The following is a 17460-nucleotide window of genomic DNA, read 5'->3' as shown; positions in this document are numbered from 1 at the left end:
AGGGGGATCAGCCGATCTTCAGTTCGCCCATCTCGTCCCAGTCATCGACCTCGATCTGGCGGGAGATGATCTGGGGTGTGGCGGAGAGGTACTGCGGGAACTCCTCCTGCATCTTCTTGAAGTGGTCCGACTGGACGTGTGCAGCGGCGCCATCGTCCTCGAAGCCCTCCACGAGCACGTACGTGTTGGGGTCGTTCACGGAACGCGACCATTCGAAGAACTTGTTCTTCTCTTCAGCGAGTGTCGCCTGCGTGAACTCGGCCGAGAGCTCAGGCCAGCGGTCAGCATATTCCGGCTTCACCGGCATCTTCACGACGATAAAAATCATGGTTGTTCTCCTCTATCGCCCCTCCGAATGAGGGGCATCGCCTCAACGGTAGACGAGCCTTCTCACGTCACGGAACGCTGTTCGCGACAAGCGGGAATGAGGGCGCGATGGGGGCGGGAATAAACTCCCCGATCTTGCGTTACCCCAAGTAGTTCAAATTTGAAAGACTTAGGGAGACTGTTCAGCGATGCAATTCGGAGTATTCACCATCGGCGACATCACGCCGGATCCGACAAACGGGCATGTGCCGACCGAGAATGAGCGAATCAAGGCAACCGTCGACATCGCGAAGCACGCCGAGGAGGTGGGATTCGACGTGTTCGCGACCGGCCAGCACCACAACCCGCCCTTCGTGGCGCCCGGCAACCCGCCGACCCTGCTCGCCTATCTCGCGGCCCAAACAGAGAAGCTGATCCTCTCGACCTCCACCACTCTCATCACCACCATGGATCCCGTCCGCCTGGCAGAGGACTACGCCTACCTGCAGCATCTCGCAGAAGGACGGGTCGATCTTGCCCTCGGGCGCGGCAACACCGGGCCCGTCTATCCCTGGTTCGGGAAGGATATTCGCGCCGGCATCCCCCTTGCGGTCGAGAACTACAACCTGCTGTACCGGTTGTGGCATGAAGACCGAGTGGATTGGCAGGGCAAGTACCGCACACCGCTCAACAACTTCACCGCGACTCCACGACCGCTGGACGATACGCCTCCGTTCGTGTGGCACGGCTCGATCCGATCGCCCGAGATCGCGGAACAGGCCGCGTACTACGGTGACGGCTTCCTCCACAACAACATCTTCTGGAACAAGGAACACGTCATCGAGATGGTCCGCCTCTACCGTCAGCGCTACGAGTATTACGGCCACGGGCAAGCCCACCAGGCGTACGTCGCTCTCGGCGGGCAGGCGTTCATGCACAAGAACTCTCAGGAAGCCGTTCGCCAGTTCCGTCCCTACTTCGACAACGCCCCCGTCTACGGACACGGCCCCTCCCTTGAGGACTTCTCGGAGATGACGCCTCTCACGGTCGGCTCTCCCCAGCAGGTGATCGACCGCACCCTCGAGTTCCGCGACTGGGTCGGTGACTATCAGCGTCAGATGTTCCTCATCGACCACGCTGGCCTGCCCCAGAAGACGGTCCTCGAGCAGCTCGACATGTTCGGCGAACACGTCCTGCCCGTGCTGCGCGAAGAATTTGCGAAGAACCGTCCCGCGGACGTCCCCGACGCTCCCACGCACGATTTCCTTGTCGAGCGTGCCCGGAGGGGCGAATCTCCAGTGCCGGGAGGCAGGGAAGGTTCACGCGCATGGTCCGATGCTCAAGAGCGCAAGGCGAAGCTCGACGCCGCCAGTAGGGCACGGTGACAGGCATGACTCTCGAACGGAACGATCCTCGACGTCTCACCGTTGTCTCGGGCGGGCTCGGCGACCCGTCACAGTCGCGTATGCTTGCCGATCGTCTCGCAGAGGCAACATCGGAGACCCTCGCCCAGTCCGGTATCGCATCCCACGTTCATGTCATCGAGCTGCGTCTGCTCGCCACCGCAATCTCCGACTCCCTCATCGCCCACACGATCACGCCCGGTCTGCAGGACGCGCTGGACCAGGTCATGGGAGCCGATGGCGTGATCGCCGTCAGTCCCACGTTCAAAGCCTCATACTCGGGCCTGTTCAAGTCGTTCTGGGACTTGGTTGATGAGGAAGAGTTCGCGGGAACCCCTGTACTCCTCGGCGCAACGGGAGGAACCGCACGGCACTCCCTCGTCATCGACCAGGCGATGCGGCCGCTGTTCGCCTACCTCAAGGCGTTGACCTCCCCCGTCTCCGTCTACGCGGCGGCAGACGATTGGGGTGACGTGTACGGCTCGTCGGATTCGACCAAGACAGCTCCGATCCATGAGCGGATCCACCATGCCGGCGCCACCTTCGCCAACCTGATCAACGCCATTCCCTCCCGGCCACGGGCATCGAAACATCACCCAACCGAGATCGAGGTGACTCCCTTTGAGCAGCTTCTCAACGGATAGCGTATGGACACGTGCCGGCAGGCCGGATCTGCGCGAGACGGATGGGAAACGTCAAGCGTGGCGGGCCTACTGGGAGGCGACTGCGCTTCTGCGCGACCGGCTCGAGAAGTCGCTCAAGGACCAGCTGGGCCTGACTCTCGCGGACTATAACCTTCTCCTGCTCCTCGTCGAAGCCGGCGGGTCGATGAGAATGGGCGAGCTTGCCAACCGCATGGTGTTTGCGCCGTCCCGGATCACCTACCGCGTCACACACCTCGTCGATCGCGGCTTCGTCGTCCGGGAGACTGAGGGCACGGACAGAAGAGGTGCCCTCGCAAGCATCACCGATGACGGGAGGACGTTCTTCAAGGAAGCAGCGGCACTCCACGCCTGCCAAGTCGACGATCTCTTCCTCTCCCATCTCGAACCGGGGGACGAGGATATGCTCCTGCGCGTCTTCACCCGCGTGGGCGAACGACTCGACGCCATCGGCTGAGCAACAGCCCTCAGTTGATGGCTTTGCCCCGCTGTTCGGGGAGGAAATATGCGGCACCGGCGGCGATGGCGAAGGCAGCGGAGAAGATCGTGAAGACGAGAACATTGCCTCCCCATCCGAGGAACACCGGCACGAGAAGCGGAGTGATGATCGACGCGATACGACCAAACCCGGCGGCCGCACCTGTCCCCGTCCCCCTCACGCTCGTCGGATAGAGTTCCGGCCCGATCGCATAGAGTGCGCCCCATGCGCCAAGGTTGAAGAAGCTGAGCATCATGCCCGCCGCAATGATCTGCCATTCCGCCGTCGCCTGGCCGTAGAGGATTGCCGCCACAGCGGAGCCTGCCAAGAACATCCCGAGAGTGCTGCGTCTGCCGATCTTCTCGATCAGGTAGGCGGCCGCAAAATATCCCGGTATCTGGGCGAGGGTGATGATGAGAGTGAACTCGAAGGACTTCACGAGGGAGAAACCCTGCGCGGTCAACAAGGACGGGATCCACGTGAAGGCACCGTAGTAGGAGAAATTGATCGCGAACCAAATCACCCACAGGGCGGCGGTGCGCCTGCGCATCGACCGCGACCAGATGGTCAGGTGACGCTCGGGCTGGGGAACCGCGAACCGTTGAGCATCCTCCTCCGATCGCATCGTCGGGCCGTCATAGGCGTACTCGGGGCCTGCGGAAGCCTCATAGTCTTGAACGATGCTCTCCGCTTCATCGAACTTCCCCTTCGTTTCGAGGAAGCGAACGGACTCGGGAGTATGGATTCGTATGATGAGGGAATAGAGCGCCGGGATCGCGCCGATGGCGAGACCCCACCGCCAGCCATCATCCGAAGCAGCCACGACGAAGTAGCCGATCAGAGCCGCAGCGATCCAACCCAACGCCCAAAATGCCTCGAGCCACACGATGACACGGCCACGAATCGCACGAGGGGCGAACTCGGAGACCAGAGTCGAAGCGACGGGCAGTTCCGCACCGAGGCCTAGGCCGACAATGAAACGGAAAACGAGGAGGACTCCGACGGACCCGACGAGAGCCGTCGCTCCAGTGGCAAGACCGTAGATCAAGAGCGTCAGAGCAAAGACTGATCTGCGCCCGATCCTGTCCGCAAGCAGCCCACCGAGAGTCGCACCGACTGCCATTCCGATGAAACCGACGGAGATGATCCATGACCGCTCGGAGTCAGTCAGCCCCCACTGTTCCGCCAGCGCAGCAACAATGAAAGAGATGAGGCCGACGTCCATGGCGTCCAGCGCCCATCCCACACCAGAGGTGCCGAGAAGCTTGCCCAGTTTCTTCGTGAATGGCAGTCGTTCCAGACGTTCCGAACGTGCGAGAACCTCATCGCGGTGTTCGTGTCGATCTTCGGGAGAAGTAGTCATTGGTTCCTTCGAATCTGGCATCTCATCATGCGTGGGATGGCCCATGCTCTCCCGAAGCGTACTCCAGGGCGCTCCGTCCCCGCATCGCAGGAAAACACCGCCCACAGTCTGGATGCTCGGCCTCGTCCACCCTCCCCTCGCGCACCAGAATCAACAATTGCGAAAACACGAATCAGCGCAGGTCACAACCTCATTCATCGCGGGAGCATCCGTGAAATCGTCTCCACTTTGCACCATTTCGGCCTTTGGTCCCGATAAATACTCGGCAGCGAGATTTATGATGAAATCACGACATTACTTCCCAAGTGTCATAGTTAGTGAGGCCCGTCCCGATCGGATGGGCCTCACTTATTTGCCGCTGAAGGCGACACACGTTCACGCAATTGGATTCACAGCAACTCGTGCGCGACGAGATTCCTCCCACCAGCCGTTGGACCAGTACCCGCAGATTTTACGACCGTGTGCTTAGCTCATCGAAGACTCTCTCCACATAGCAGGAGACGTGAATTAGATGGCGACCATGATGGCTACCGGGCGGGAAGCATGGTCTCGCATAAAGCGATTCCCCACTCACGTCTTTTGTTGACGTGGTGGGGAATCGTGGTGGAGCCGCCTAAGAGAATCGAACTCTTGACCTATTCATTACGAGTGAATCGCTCTACCGACTGAGCTAAGGCGGCGCTGTTTTATCAGCACGACGAGCTTACCGAAGCCAGGAGCCAGAACACAAATGCGCACCTATGGCGCTGGCCACTCGAGTTCTGGGCAGAAGGCTAGGCGGGGCAGGTCAATCCATCCTCTGGGAGCGTGCCGTTGATGAAGAAGTCATCCACCGCATCTTCAATACAGGGGCCAGCACTGCCGTATGCTGTGTGGCCCTCGCCTTCCCACGTGAGAAGGATGCCGTTTTCGAGCTGCTCTGCGAGGTTGACGGATGACTGGTAGGGGGTGGCGGGGTCCCCCACGGTTCCGATGACGAGAATCGGGTTGGAGCCGGCTGCCACGAAGGGTCCCGGCACCTCGTCGGCCGTGTGTGGCCACTCCGAACAGAACGTGTCGCCGCCCTCGAAATATGGGGCGAATGTTGGTGCGTCCTCGTTCAGTCGAACATCGTTCGCGGCAACCGCCTCCTCGTCGATCACGGCGGGGAAGTCGACGCAGTTGATCGCCCAACGCGCCTCGAGGGAGTTGTCAGAGAACTCTCCGCTATAGGTGTCTCGACCGATCATGAGGTCGTTGAAGGTCAGGATAAAGGTGCCATCGTCTTCCTCGATGGCCATGATGAGAGCTTCGGTGAGGTAGGACCACGTGTCTTCCGAATACAGGGTGGTGGCGATCCCGGTGTAGAAGATGGCGGGGTTGACGACCCTGTCGTCGACGGCCGTGGGAAGAGGATTGTCCTGGGTTGCCTCGATGACGGACTGCAGGTGGGCTTTCGCTTCCTCGACCGTGTCGCCCTCCAGTGGACAGTCCGTATCGTCGAGGCACGACTCGACGTAGGCGGTCAGTGCCTGCTCGAACCCGACGGCCTGGAAATAGGACGAATCAAGTGCCGAGACGGCGGGATCGACCGCACCGTCAAGCACCATGCGTCCCACGTTCTCGGGGAACATGTCGGCGTACTGCCCACCAAGATGGGTGCCGTACGAGAAACCGAAATAGTCGAGCTGTGTCTCACCGAGCGCCGCCCTCATGACATCCATGTCTTTCGCAGCATTGATCGTGGATACGAATTCCAGGAGGTTCCCACTCGTGTCGACGCAGCCTTCGATGATGGCGCGAGTATCTTTCAACGACTGCGCCTCACCCTCGGGAGTGTCAGGGTAACTCTTATCCAAGAAGTCTCCGAGCTCATCATCAGGCAGGCAGTCGATCGGAGTGGAATCGCCGACACCGCGTGGATCAAAGCCGACGATGTCGTAGTTTTCCCTCAGAGCATCGCTGAAATAGTAGGAGGCGTCGGATGCCATGTCCTTACCGGACCCGCCCGGGCCGCCAGGATTCACGAAGAGGGATCCGATTGCGTCACCGCTTGCAGGGACTCGAAGCATCGAGAGTTCGATCGTTTCGCCTTCGGGCTCGTCGTAGTCGAGGGGGACCCTAACCGTCGCGCATTCCGTCGTCACCGCGCCAGAGCCCTCGCACGCCTCCCATTCCACATCTTGGTGGTAGAACTCGTCAAGACCAGCGGGAGCTTCGATTGTCGCGGTGCCGCTTTCAGAGGCGTCATCCCCCGGCACTGCTGTTGAGCATGCGGCGAGAGCGATGGTGAGGGAGGCGAGAGCGGCGAGAGATCTTTTCACGACTTCAGGGTAGACCAGAAGCCTGAGCATGTGCGACGAAGGCTCGGGGGATTCATCCCCGCCGGAGGGCTATCATCATGGCCTCCAGGGCGAGCTGGGGCGCCACGTTCGCGCCGATGCGTTCGCGTGCCAACGCAATGTGCTCAAGGATATCGATGGTCTTCTCAGCCGTTGTCGCGTCTGCTATCTCGCTAATCTCTCTCTCGAAATCGACGTTGACGAGATCAGTGCCGGCCTCGAGCTGAACGATAAGAACGTCGCGGTAGAAGGAGAGCAGGTCAATGAGTGCCCTGTCGAACGCGTCCCGCTTCTGGCGCGTCTCACGCTTCTTCCCCTCGTCCGCCAGCTGCTTGAACTGGCTCCTCATCGCTGGCGGAATGGCTTCGCCCGGGGCCAGTCCCATCGATCTCCGAAGGTCTGCATGATCCCGGTCCTCCCGAGCACCACCGGTGCTCTTGGCCTGCTCTTCGGAACGGTCGAGGAGCTCCTTTGCCGCCAGGACGGCATCACCCGTCGTTCTCACACGGTAGGCGGCTCGAAGATTCAGCTCGCGGCGCTCCCGCACCGTCGAGTCGACTGCGAGAGCCTTTGCTGCACCGACATGGGACTGTGCGGCTCGCGCGGCGACAAGCGCACGTTCGGGGTCTATTCCATCCCTTCGGACAAGCAGCTCCGCGACCTTCTCGGGCGACGGAATGACGAGGTTCAATCCGCGACACCGAGAGCGAATGGTGGTCAGAACATCGCGCGGCGATGGCGTGCACAGGATCCATACCGTGCGCGGCGGCGGTTCCTCGATAGCTTTCAGCAGGACATTCGTCGTGCGCTCCAGCATCCGATCGGCCTCTTTGATGATGAGGACACGCCACGCGCCCGCGGTCGGGCTTGCCTGGGCACGGGAAACGAGCTCGCGGACGGATGCGACGGTGATCGTCGTGACCTCGGAGGCAAGGATCTCGACGTCGGGATGCGATCCCGCCATGACGGTTCGGCATCCATGGCATTCTCCGCATCCTGCTTCGTCACCAGTACATTCGAGTGCCGCCGCGAAGGCTCTGGCAGCTGTGGAACGCCCCGAGCCTGGCGGGCCGGTGAACAGCCACGAGTGTGTCATGCCGGTGCCGCCCGACCTGGCATCCATCGCCGCGCGACGAAGAACGCCGATCGCAGCGTCCTGGCCGGCAAGATCGTCAAAGACGCTCATAGGCCGCCCTGATTTCGGCGGCGATGGCCGCTATCTGTCCGCTCGCATCGATGACGGTGAATCGTTCCGGTTCCGCGTCTGCCATGGAGAGGAATGTTTGGCGCACGCGCTGGTGGAAGGCGTCTCCTGCCGACTCGAGCCTGTCTTTCTCCGTACCGACCCGGGCGGCACCGATAACCGGATCGAGATCGAGGAGTATCGTGAGCTCCGGCTTGAGGCCGTTGACCGCCCAGTTGTTGAGTTCTCGAATCTCGTCGACTCCGAGTGCTCGAGCGGCACCCTGGTAGGCGACGGAGGAGTCGATGAATCTGTCGGTGATGACGGTTGCTCCCCTGTCGAGGGCTGGCCGGATCACCGTGGCGGCATGGTGGGCCCGGTCGGCGGAATAAAGAAGCGCTTCCGTGCGCGCAGAGAGGTCCTCCCCGTGCAGGAGGGCCTGCCTGATCTGCTTCCCCAAGGGCGTGCCCCCGGGTTCACGGGTGACGACTACTTCGCGTCCCGTGGAGGCGATGTAGTCTGCGAGGAGAGTGATCTGCGTGGTCTTTCCCGCCCCATCGCCACCTTCGATGGAGATGAAGTGCCCGGTCACGATGCTGTCGTGGTCGACGTGGTGGCAGTCTTCTTCGCGGCAGGCTTGCGCGTCGTCGTCTTCTTCGCGGCAGCTGTCGTCGTCTTCTTCGCGGTAGCGGCTGTCTTCTTCGTGGCCGCCTTCTTCGCGGGCGCCTTGCGCGTGGCCTTCCTCTTGGGTGGGTTGTTCTTCAGGTATTCACGCCGCAGCTCGAGAAGTTCGTAGGCTCTCGCATCGGTGATGGTTTCGACGGAGTCAGCGACCCGAAGTGAGGCGTTGAGCTCACCGTCGGTGACGTAGGGACCGAATCGGCCGTTCTTCAGGACGACGGGCTTCTTCGAGACTGGATCCTCCCCGAATTCCTTGAGCGGAGCGGCCGCAGCGGCTCGACCTCGAGCCTTCGGCTTCGAGAACAGCTCTTCGGCCTCTTCGAGGGTCACTGTGAGCAGCTGCTCTTCAGTTTCGAGGCTGCGAGAATCGGTGCCCTTCTTGAGGTAGGGTCCGAACCTGCCCGATTGGGCTGTGATCTCAACGCCCTCAGCGTCCTTTCCGACCACACGCGGCAGGGTGAGGAGTTCGAGAGCCTGCTCGAGGGTGATCGTGGAGAGGCTCATCGACTTGAAGATCGAGGCCGTTCTGGCCTTCGCGGTCTTCGGCGCATCCTCAGGAAGCACCTCCATGACGTATGGTCCGAAGCGTCCCGACTTCGCGACGATCTCGAGTCCTGTCTCGGGATGGTTTCCGAGTACTCGACCATCGTCCTTGCCCTTTTCGAGCAGCTCTTTCGCCTTTTCCACCGTCAGCTCGTCGGGGGACAGCTCATCGGGGACGTTAGCGCGGAGCGGATCCTCATCGCCTTGCTGCAGTTCGACGTAGGGGCCGTATTTGCCGACCCGCAGGACGATTCCTTCCCCGATGTCGACCGTGTTGAGGGCGCGTGCGTCGATCTCGCCAAGGTTCTCCACCTCATGCTGGAGGCCCTTGTGCGTGTCATCGCCGTGATAGAACGCCTCGAGATAGGCGACCCTGTCGGCCTTGCCGCTGGCGATCGAGTCGAGCTCTCCCTCCATCTGTGCCGTGAAGTCGTAGTCGACGTAGCCGGGGAGGTTCTCTTCGAGAAGCCTGATGACGGAGAACGCAGTCCACGTGGGGATCATTGCCTGGCCGCGGCGCTCGACGTAGCCGCGGTCTGTGATGACAGAGATCGTCGAGGCGTAGGTCGAGGGGCGGCCGATGCCGAGCTCTTCGAGTTTCCGCACGAGGGACGCATCCGTGTATCGGGGAGGCGGAGTGGTCTCGTGGCCCTCTGCGACGGCCCCGGGCTCGACGACGTCGACAACATCGCCTTCGGAGAGATCGGGAAGGCGGGATTCGCCATCCTTGTCGTCATGGCGCGATGAGTCCTTGCCCTCCTCATAGACCGCGAGGAAGCCAGGGAATGTCACGACAGTGCCGGAAGCCACAAGGCCCACCTTGGTGAAGCCGGCAGCGTTGACTTCAGTGGACATCTGCACGGACACGGTGAGGAGGCTGGCGTCCGACATCTGTGATGCGAGGGTGCGCTTCCAGATGAGTTCGTACAGCTTGTATTGGGCCGAGTTCAACGATCCGCGCACCTGGTCCGGGGTGCGGAACGTATCGCCTGCAGGGCGGACGGCCTCATGGGCCTCCTGCGCCCCCTTCGCCTTCTTCGAGTACATGCGGGGCTTGTCCGGGACATGGTCGGCTCCGTAGCGCTCCTTCACCTGCGCCCGGGCGGCCGAGATCGCTTCCTTCGACAGGTCGACGGAGTCGGTACGCATGTAGGTGATGAAACCGTTTTCGTAGAGCTGCTGGGCAACACTCATCGCCTGGCGTGAGTTCATGCCGAGCTTCCTCGACGCCTCCTGCTGCAGTGTCGAGGTGGTGAAAGGAGGAGAGGGGCGGCGCTTCGACGGCTTCGACTCCACATTGGTGACGCCGATCGCGGCGTCTTGGAGAGCATTCGCGAGCGCTGTCGCCGACTCCTCATCGAGGACCGCAACGTCTTTGCGCACGGCAGCGGGGATCAGCTTCCCGTCGTCACCGAAGTCTTTGCCTTGAGCGACGGGACGAGCATCCACCGTTGCGAGGCGGGCCTTGAATGTTTCACGGGCCCCCTCGTCTCCGCCGCTGAGCTTGACCCTTACACCCCAATAGCCAGCGGGAACGAACGCCATTCGCTCGCGTTCGCGTTCGACGACAAGGCGCGTCGCGACGGACTGGACGCGACCTGCCGACAGGCCCTGGTTGATTTTGCGCCACAGGACGGGTGAGACTTCGTAGCCGTAGAGGCGGTCGAGGATACGGCGGGACTCCTGGGCGTCGACGAGCTGAGTGTCGATCTCCCGCGTGTTCTCGAGCGCACGCTCGATTGCTTCCTTCGTGATTTCGTGGAAGACCATGCGCTTGACCGGCACCTTGGGCTTGAGAACCTGGAGGAGGTGCCACGCGATGGCCTCGCCTTCGCGGTCCTCATCAGTTGCGAGATAGAGCTCATCGGCGTCCTTGAGGAGGGCTTTGAGCTCGGAAACCTTCTTCTTCTTGCTCGGATCGACAAGATAGTAGGGGTCGAACCCGTCTTCCGTGTTGACCGCGAACCGCCCGTAGGGGCCCTTCTTCATGTCCGCGGGAAGCTCACGGGGTTCAGCAAGGTCCCTGATATGCCCGACTGAGGCCTCGACGACATACTCGGGTCCGAGATAGACGCCAATGGTGCGAGCCTTAGCAGGGGACTCAACGATGACAAGCTTGGTCACTGAACTTCCTTCGGTTGACACGGATCCCGATGGGGACTGACCACAATATATAAGGAGTAAGGCTCCCTAGGACAATCTGCAGCCCCGCATTGCGGAAAACGATATCACCCGATGTCGACCAATAAACCTGCCCCGATGAGTTCCCGAACGGTGGGGAGGACCGCGTGCACCATGTCGTCCGTGGACGCATCGAGGAGCCCCGCGAGAGCGCCGATGATCTGCGCGACGCTCAGCTCCCCGTCGCACGCACCCACAAAGCCTGCCGCTTCCGCACTGACAGGAATCTCCCGCCCGTGTCCCGACAGTGCGATGAACCACGGGTCGGCCTGGCCGGGGGTATGCAGGCGTTTCTCGACAACGCCGTTGGTGCGCAGGTGCTTGGACATCAGCGCATCGTCAGACAGCGCCGCGAGTCTCCTGTTCTGCCAGGCGGCGTCTGCGAAGGAATCCCCGATCGGACCGCGATAGTCTTCCAGGCGCTGGGGGCCTGGCAGGGCTCCGACGGTGATGTATCCGAAGGCGACTGACTCGGCATTGATCTCTTTCAACCAGGAGCAGTAGGCCATCGTGAAAGCCGAACCGGTGATCCCAGCATCGCGCAGCCACATCTCCGCATACTGGGCGGGATCCGTCGCATCGCGCAACACGACCCACGCTTCACGATCCCCGAGCCATTCGCGGACTGGATCCTGCCAGGCGACACCGAACTCTCCGGAGTCGACCTCGGCGTCGACAAGCCAGTTGCCGAGCATCCAGGCCACACCGTCGTCGGTCAGGTGATCCCCCACGCCCGTCAGAATGCTCGTCAGCAGCGAGTCGCCGTCGACACCCGCGTCGCGGTAGTCATAGGTGCCGATGATCTCTCGAACGCTGGGAGGTGTGACGACGAAGGGAGGATTCGTGACGATGCGATCGAACCTTTCCGGCACCGGCTCGTAGAGGGAGCCCAACCGGGTCTCGATTGTCAGGCCCGCAAGGGCTGCGTTGAGACGAGCGAAGTCGAGGGCCCGCTCGGACACGTCGGTGGCGACGACCCTGGCGCCGGCCCGTGCGGCGAGGAGTGCATGGTACCCGCATCCTGTGCCGAGATCGAGGACAGACTGCCCCGGCTCGTAGGAGGTTATGGCCGCCAGGGTCTTCGTGGCGCCTCCGACCGGCATGACATGGTCATGCTTGGGAGAGCATCCCTGGAGCGGGCCAAGATCGGAGGCGATGATCAGCTCTCCCCCGCCGTGCCTCTCAGGCACCGCTATGGGGCGTAGAGCGATCCGTGCCTTGATGTCTTTCGTGACGAGGCCTGTGTCGATCGCTTCCTCGAGCGGAATCGACGGCAGAGCAACCTCATATTCCTCTGCCGTGAGCGCATGGCCGAGGAGAAAGAGCTTCACGAGGAGTGGTAACCGGCCCGGCTGGCGACTGGCGTGGAGGATTCCAGGGACTCGCTGTTCCCGTTCGATTGCGGCGACACCCGTTCTGCCGAGTGCGGTGTTGACACCCGCGACGGTGTAGTCGGCAAGCTCAAGCCGAAGACGATCAGCCACACCTGTCAGATTCATCACGATTCCCTACCCCTACCCTTACTGTTTCTTGACACTAGGAAGAATGGTATCTGAACTCGGCGAGGAACATCGACCGAACCCAGAACTGCTTGCACGTCGAGGGCTATGGTTGGTGATTGTGACCCCGACGCTGACACCCACCGACCGCAACCGAGTCCTTCTCGTCCTCCTCTCTGCGCTCTTCACTGCGCTCGTGGCGGTCTCCATCATCAACGTCGCACTGCCGTCGATCCGCGTGGGGCTCGACGCGTCCTCAACGGGCCTCCAGTGGGTGCTATCAGGCTATTCGCTGACTTTCGGAGTGGTCCTCATCGCATCCGGCAGAGCCGGGGACCTCCTCGGCCGCGAGCGCCTCTTCATTCTCGGCGTCGCCATTTTCGGAACGTTCTCGCTCGTCGCCGCTCTCGCCCCCAGCATTGTTGTCCTCAACATCGCGCGCGCTCTCATGGGCGTCGGCTCCGGCATCATGAATCCCCAGATCACCGGGATCATCCAGCAGCATTACACGGGCAGAGATCGCGCCCGCGCCTTCGGCATCTTCGGTGCCGTCGTCGGCTTCGCCGTCGCCATCGGGCCCGTCCTCGGCGGCGCGATCATCGGCTGGCTCCCGGCTGGGGTGGGGTGGCGGTGGACGATGGGAATCAACGTTCCGCTCTCGATCATCTCCATCGTTCTCGCACTCGCCTGGCTGCCCAAGACGCCTCGCACGAGCGGGGTCAAGCACGACCTCGATCCAATCGGGGCCATCCTTCTCGGGACGGCCGTATTCTTGACGATGCTGCCGTTCATGATGGCGGAGGACAGTCCCCAAACCTGGTGGTTCCTCGCCCTCGGCGCAGTCGTAGGAGCCTGCTGGCTCGCGTGGGAACAGCACTACAGGTTTTCTGGGCGTTCCCCGATGGTCAATCTCTCGCTCTTCCGGATCCGATCATTCTCACTCGGATCCGCGATGATCGCCGTGTTCTTCGCGGGCACGACGACGATTTGGGTCCTGCTTGCACAGTTCGTGCAGGAGGGAGCCGGGCAGACAGCACTCGTCGCCGGCATGGTCGGACTGCCCGCCGCGATCCTATCCGTGTACACCTCCTACATCGGGGGCCGCCTCGTCGTCACGCACGGACGATGGCTGGTCGTCACCGGCCTCCTCCTCAATATCGCAGGCCTCGTCCTCACTGTGATCGCAGCGTTTGCCATCATGGCAGGAGCTCCCGTGTGGTGGCTGATGCTTGCCGTCCTCCCCATCGGCTTCGGCGCCGGGTGGATCACGTCTCCGAATCAGACGTTGACGCTGCGTGAGGTTCCGCCCAATCATGGCGGCACGGCGGGCGGAATCATGCAGACGGGCCAACGGGTCGGCACTGCCATGGGTACGGCCGCCGTCACCGGCCTCTATTTCAGCCACGTATCTTCCGGCTATGACGTCGCATTGGCGTGGGGCTTCGCACTCATCACCTTCTTCATGTTGATCGCCCTGACGATCGCGACCGTTGACGCAGTGAAAGGCCGCGGGCAAGACACCGTCTAGAAGACGAGTTCTCTGGCGCGGTGGCGAGGCTTCTGGCACCGGTCGCGGCTACATTGGCACCTATGACACTGTGGAACGCGATCCTGGACGGTCTCAGCGCTGATCAGGTGGCAGGCATTCACCACACCCCGGCCAGGGAGGGAGTGCACGCACCCTGGCCCTCGTGGCTCCACCCCGATGTGACGGCGGGGCTGGCACGCCTCGGCATCCAGGCCTGGCAGCATCAGGCGGAGGGCATGGAGGCGATCCACGACCATCGGCACACCGTCATCGCTACGGGCACAGGCTCGGGGAAGTCACTCATCGCCTGGATGCCGGTCCTGTCAGACATCGCAGGCTACCGGTCGTCCGTCAGCCTCGCCGACATCCGGAGGAAACCGTCCGCACTCTATCTCGCGCCCACGAAGGCCTTGGCGGCGGATCAGCTCGATAGCCTCAACCGAATGATCGCGGCAACGGCCTCTCCCGCACTGGCGGCAGCTGTCGACGGCGATGCTCCGACCGAGGTCCGCCGGTGGGCCCGCGCCCACGCCAATCTCATCCTCACAAACCCGGACTTCGCGCACTTCTCGCTTCTTGCCGGCCACCAGAACTGGAGCCGAATGTGGGCCGGGCTCTCGACGATCATCATCGACGAGTTCCATACCTATCGCGGGATGACCGGCGCTCAAGTCGCGCTCGTCACCCGCCGCATGCTCCGCATCGCGCGCCACTATGGCGCCAACCCGACGGTCGTGTTCCTCTCCGCCACCGCCAACGACCCGGGAGCCACGGCCGCGCGTTTCCTCGGCGTTGCCCGTGACGACATCGCTGTCATCGATACCGACTGCTCTGCACATTCCGCTACTCATCTGGTTGTCGCACGCGGACGCCCCCTCCCCTCCGCATCGGAGGCGGACATCCTCGTCCTCGACGGCCCGAGTGAAGCTCCGCGCCGCTCCGCGGTGAAGGAGGCGGCGGAGGCTGCCGCTCGGGCGGTCGACGCTGGCGCCTCGACACTGGTCTTCGCGCGTTCGCGTGCGGGCGCGGAGACGGTGGCACAGCTTGTCCGCGAGTCTCTGACGGAACGTTGTTCGGGGCTCTCCGACCGCGTCGCCGCGTACCGCGGAGGTTACCTGCCGGAGGAGCGCAGGGATCTCGAAGCGGGATTGCGAGAGGGAAGGATCAGGGCCCTGGCAACGACGAACGCTCTTGAGCTCGGCATTGATATCTCTGGCCTTGACGCTGTCATCATGTCGGGATGGCCGGGCACTCACGCATCGTTCCGCCAGCAGCTGGGCCGGGCAGGGCGTGGCGGGAAAGACGGCATCGGCGTTCTTATCGCCCGAGATGATCCACTCGATCAATATCTGGCAGAGCATGTTGACGATCTGCTGACGCAGTCCGTTGAGGCCCAGGTCTTCGATCCGACAAACCCGTATGCCGTTTCTGCCCAAGTCTGCGCGGCAGCCGCAGAGCTTCCCCTCACGGCCTCCGACGCTGCAGTCTTCGGATTCGAATCGACCGCGAACTTCGATGAGCTGGTCGATGCTGGACTGTTGACGCATCGGGGCGGAACCTGGCGCTGGAATGTTGCACTTGGCGTCTCAGCTCACGCCATGGTCGACATTCGCGGAGGGGGAAGCGAAATCTCGATCATCGAGGGAAGCACGGGAGTGCTGCTTGGCACCGTGTCCTCGGGGCAGGCCGATACGGCCGTCCATCCACACGCGATCTACGTTCACCAGGGAGCGCCGTACCTCGTCACGTCTCTCGATGAGGAGCGCGCGATTGTCGAGCCGTATCGGGATGAAGAGGTTCGCACGTTCGCCGTTGCAGAGACCGCGGTCGAGATCACCGCGACTTCCCGAGAGCGAGAATTGCGCCACGGCATCCTTGCTTTTGGCGACGTCCTCGTCGCATCGCGAGTCACGGGCTACGACACTCGTCGGAGCCGAGACGGCCTCTACCTGGGGCGGATGCCGCTCGAGATGCCATTGCGCCAGCTCCCCACACAGGGCTGCTGGTGGACGATCTCACAGACGCGCTGCACCGAGGCCGGATTGACCCTCGACATCCTTCCGGGCTCGCTCCACGGGCTCGAGCACGCCGCCATTGGACTCCTGCCGCTGTTCGCCACATGCGACCGTTGGGATATTGGAGGACTCTCGACCGCCCACCATCCACAGACGGGGGGACCGACAATCATCATTCACGACGCTATCCCCGGCGGTTCTGGATGCGCCGAGCGCGGTTTCCACGCAGCCACCGAATGGTTGGCGGCAACGGTGAGTCGACTGGAGTCCTGCCCCTGCCGGGAGGGATGTCCGTCGTGCGTGCAATCACCGAAGTGCGGCAACGGCAACTCTCCGCTCTCGAAGGTAGGTGCCCTCATCCTGGGCAGCGCGCTGCTGGAGGACATGATGAGTACGCGACCATAGCGCCAACCACGAGCGACTGCCGTGCGCAAGCACACATGAAGGCGAATCGGCGGCGCCATGAATGCCACACAAACTCATCGCAGGCACGACCGGCTCAGACGAATGCGCAGATCACGTGGCACGAACGCATCACCCTCGCCCACAGAAACGCCTATATCTACCAAACGGTAGGCAGGCATTGAGTTTGCGCACCACCGCGATCCCGATTGCACAAACGTGGCCCCGCACCCCCTCCACCGCCACCACCACTTATTGGACAGGTATGTCTCAAATACAGAACGGTAGCGTTTAGTCTCAAATCGAGTGCTACTGTGTCGGAATACGGCGCTTGTGACACGCACCATATTCCATGTGGGAGACGGCACTGCCGCGACAGGGAAGCGGACAGAATGCAGGGCGTAGAGGGTACCCTACATATTTTTTCGGGAGCCGATTTCCTGACGAAGATCTTTCTCTCTGCCGTCATCGTCCTCACAGTGAGCAGTTTGGGTTTTGCAGCAGCCACTCAATTGGGCGCCGGATGGTCTGGCAATTTTCAGGCTGGCGCTGTTGGCGTCTCGACCACATGCCAGCCCGCCTCACAGCCCCTCGCCGTGACCATGGGGGAACCTGATTTCGTCGGTACGGGGGATGTTCCGTGGCGCCTCTCGGAGGTCAGTTTTTCGCAGATCTCCCCCGCCTGCATCGGCCTCAAGTACGAAGTCGCCTACCGGGTCGGACAGGTATGGCAGGCACTCCCATCACCCTCGGAGAGTGTCATCGACAGCTCTCAGCTGAGCGTCGATCTCTCAGGGGCCGACATCAGCCGCGCAGATGAGTTCTCACTGACCTTCTTCAGCTAGTTCCTCTCACCAGCCACGACCATCTCGCTACAGTGCGACGGACAAACTCT

The 17460-nt window shown here is 62.2% G+C and carries 13 protein-coding genes and 1 tRNA gene; 6 read left to right on the top strand and 8 right to left on the bottom strand.

Annotated elements, in window-relative coordinates:
* Positions 1-7: 7 nt before the first annotated feature.
* Entirely contained in the window at positions 8-328 is a 321-nt protein-coding gene (locus tag H2O75_RS00735; RefSeq protein ID WP_182172280.1) for a putative quinol monooxygenase, read from the bottom strand.
* Between the two features lie 187 nt (positions 329-515).
* Here H2O75_RS00735 and H2O75_RS00730 point away from each other — a divergent pair, with 187 nt between their 5' ends.
* Genes H2O75_RS00730 through H2O75_RS00720 form a run of 3 tightly spaced genes read left to right on the top strand, consistent with a single transcriptional unit; the run spans position 516 to position 2828 of the window.
* A complete protein-coding gene (locus H2O75_RS00730) occupies positions 516-1691 on the top strand; it encodes an LLM class flavin-dependent oxidoreductase (protein ID WP_182172277.1) in 1176 nt (391 codons plus the stop codon).
* Positions 1692-1696: 5 nt separating this feature from the next.
* Positions 1697-2353 carry a CE1759 family FMN reductase gene (locus H2O75_RS00725; RefSeq protein ID WP_182172274.1) on the top strand — a complete coding sequence of 219 codons (657 nt, stop codon included), beginning with the start codon at positions 1697-1699 and terminating at the stop codon, positions 2351-2353.
* The gene (locus H2O75_RS00720) at positions 2331-2828 is read left to right on the top strand and encodes a MarR family winged helix-turn-helix transcriptional regulator (protein ID WP_204736201.1); all 498 of its coding nucleotides are present in this window, start codon (positions 2331-2333) and stop codon (positions 2826-2828) included. The genes H2O75_RS00725 and H2O75_RS00720 overlap by 23 nt, the downstream gene beginning before the upstream one ends.
* A 10-nt stretch (positions 2829-2838) precedes the next feature.
* Here H2O75_RS00720 and H2O75_RS00715 read toward each other — a convergent pair whose 3' ends face one another.
* The 7 genes from H2O75_RS00715 to H2O75_RS00685 form a co-directional block, all read right to left on the bottom strand.
* The gene (locus tag H2O75_RS00715) at positions 2839-4212 is read right to left on the bottom strand and encodes an MFS transporter (RefSeq protein WP_182172271.1); all 1374 of its coding nucleotides are present in this window, start codon (positions 4210-4212) and stop codon (positions 2839-2841) included.
* A 604-nt stretch (positions 4213-4816) separates the two neighbouring features.
* Positions 4817-4892 (bottom strand) — tRNA-Thr (locus tag H2O75_RS00710).
* Between the two features lie 93 nt (positions 4893-4985).
* Entirely contained in the window at positions 4986-6515 is a 1530-nt protein-coding gene (locus H2O75_RS00705; protein ID WP_182172268.1) for an alpha/beta hydrolase, read from the bottom strand.
* A 52-nt stretch (positions 6516-6567) separates the two neighbouring features.
* The gene (locus H2O75_RS00700) at positions 6568-7719 is read right to left on the bottom strand and encodes a DNA polymerase III subunit delta' (RefSeq protein ID WP_182172265.1); all 1152 of its coding nucleotides are present in this window, start codon (positions 7717-7719) and stop codon (positions 6568-6570) included.
* Positions 7706-8308, bottom strand: a complete 603-nt coding sequence (gene tmk, locus H2O75_RS00695) for a dTMP kinase (RefSeq protein ID WP_259365267.1) — start codon at positions 8306-8308, stop codon at positions 7706-7708. Before tmk ends, H2O75_RS00700 begins: the two co-directional genes overlap by 14 nt.
* Positions 8305-11064, bottom strand: a complete 2760-nt coding sequence (gene topA, locus H2O75_RS00690) for a type I DNA topoisomerase (protein ID WP_182172262.1) — start codon at positions 11062-11064, stop codon at positions 8305-8307. The genes tmk and topA overlap by 4 nt, the downstream gene beginning before the upstream one ends.
* A 104-nt stretch (positions 11065-11168) precedes the next feature.
* Complete coding sequence (locus H2O75_RS00685; protein ID WP_220462746.1) at positions 11169-12620, bottom strand: DUF7059 domain-containing protein; 1452 nt, start codon at positions 12618-12620, stop codon at positions 11169-11171.
* A gap of 121 nt (positions 12621-12741) precedes the next feature.
* Here H2O75_RS00685 and H2O75_RS00680 point away from each other — a divergent pair, with 121 nt between their 5' ends.
* The 3 genes from H2O75_RS00680 to H2O75_RS00670 all read left to right on the top strand — a co-directional run bounded on the left by H2O75_RS00680 (position 12742) and on the right by H2O75_RS00670 (position 17410).
* Positions 12742-14148, top strand: a complete 1407-nt coding sequence (locus H2O75_RS00680) for an MFS transporter (protein ID WP_204736198.1) — start codon at positions 12742-12744, stop codon at positions 14146-14148.
* Between the two features lie 62 nt (positions 14149-14210).
* A complete protein-coding gene (locus H2O75_RS00675; RefSeq protein WP_182172253.1) occupies positions 14211-16568 on the top strand; it encodes a DEAD/DEAH box helicase in 2358 nt (785 codons plus the stop codon).
* A 485-nt stretch (positions 16569-17053) separates the two neighbouring features.
* Positions 17054-17410 carry a hypothetical protein gene (locus tag H2O75_RS00670; RefSeq protein WP_182172250.1) on the top strand — a complete coding sequence of 119 codons (357 nt, stop codon included), beginning with the start codon at positions 17054-17056 and terminating at the stop codon, positions 17408-17410.
* Positions 17411-17460: the final 50 nt, after the last annotated feature.

Source organism: Flaviflexus equikiangi, from assembly GCF_014069875.1.
Taxonomy (GTDB): domain Bacteria; phylum Actinomycetota; class Actinomycetes; order Actinomycetales; family Actinomycetaceae; genus Flaviflexus; species Flaviflexus equikiangi.
The sequence above is the reverse complement of the archived record's forward strand: the minus strand, read 5'-3'. Positions and strand labels throughout refer to the sequence as shown.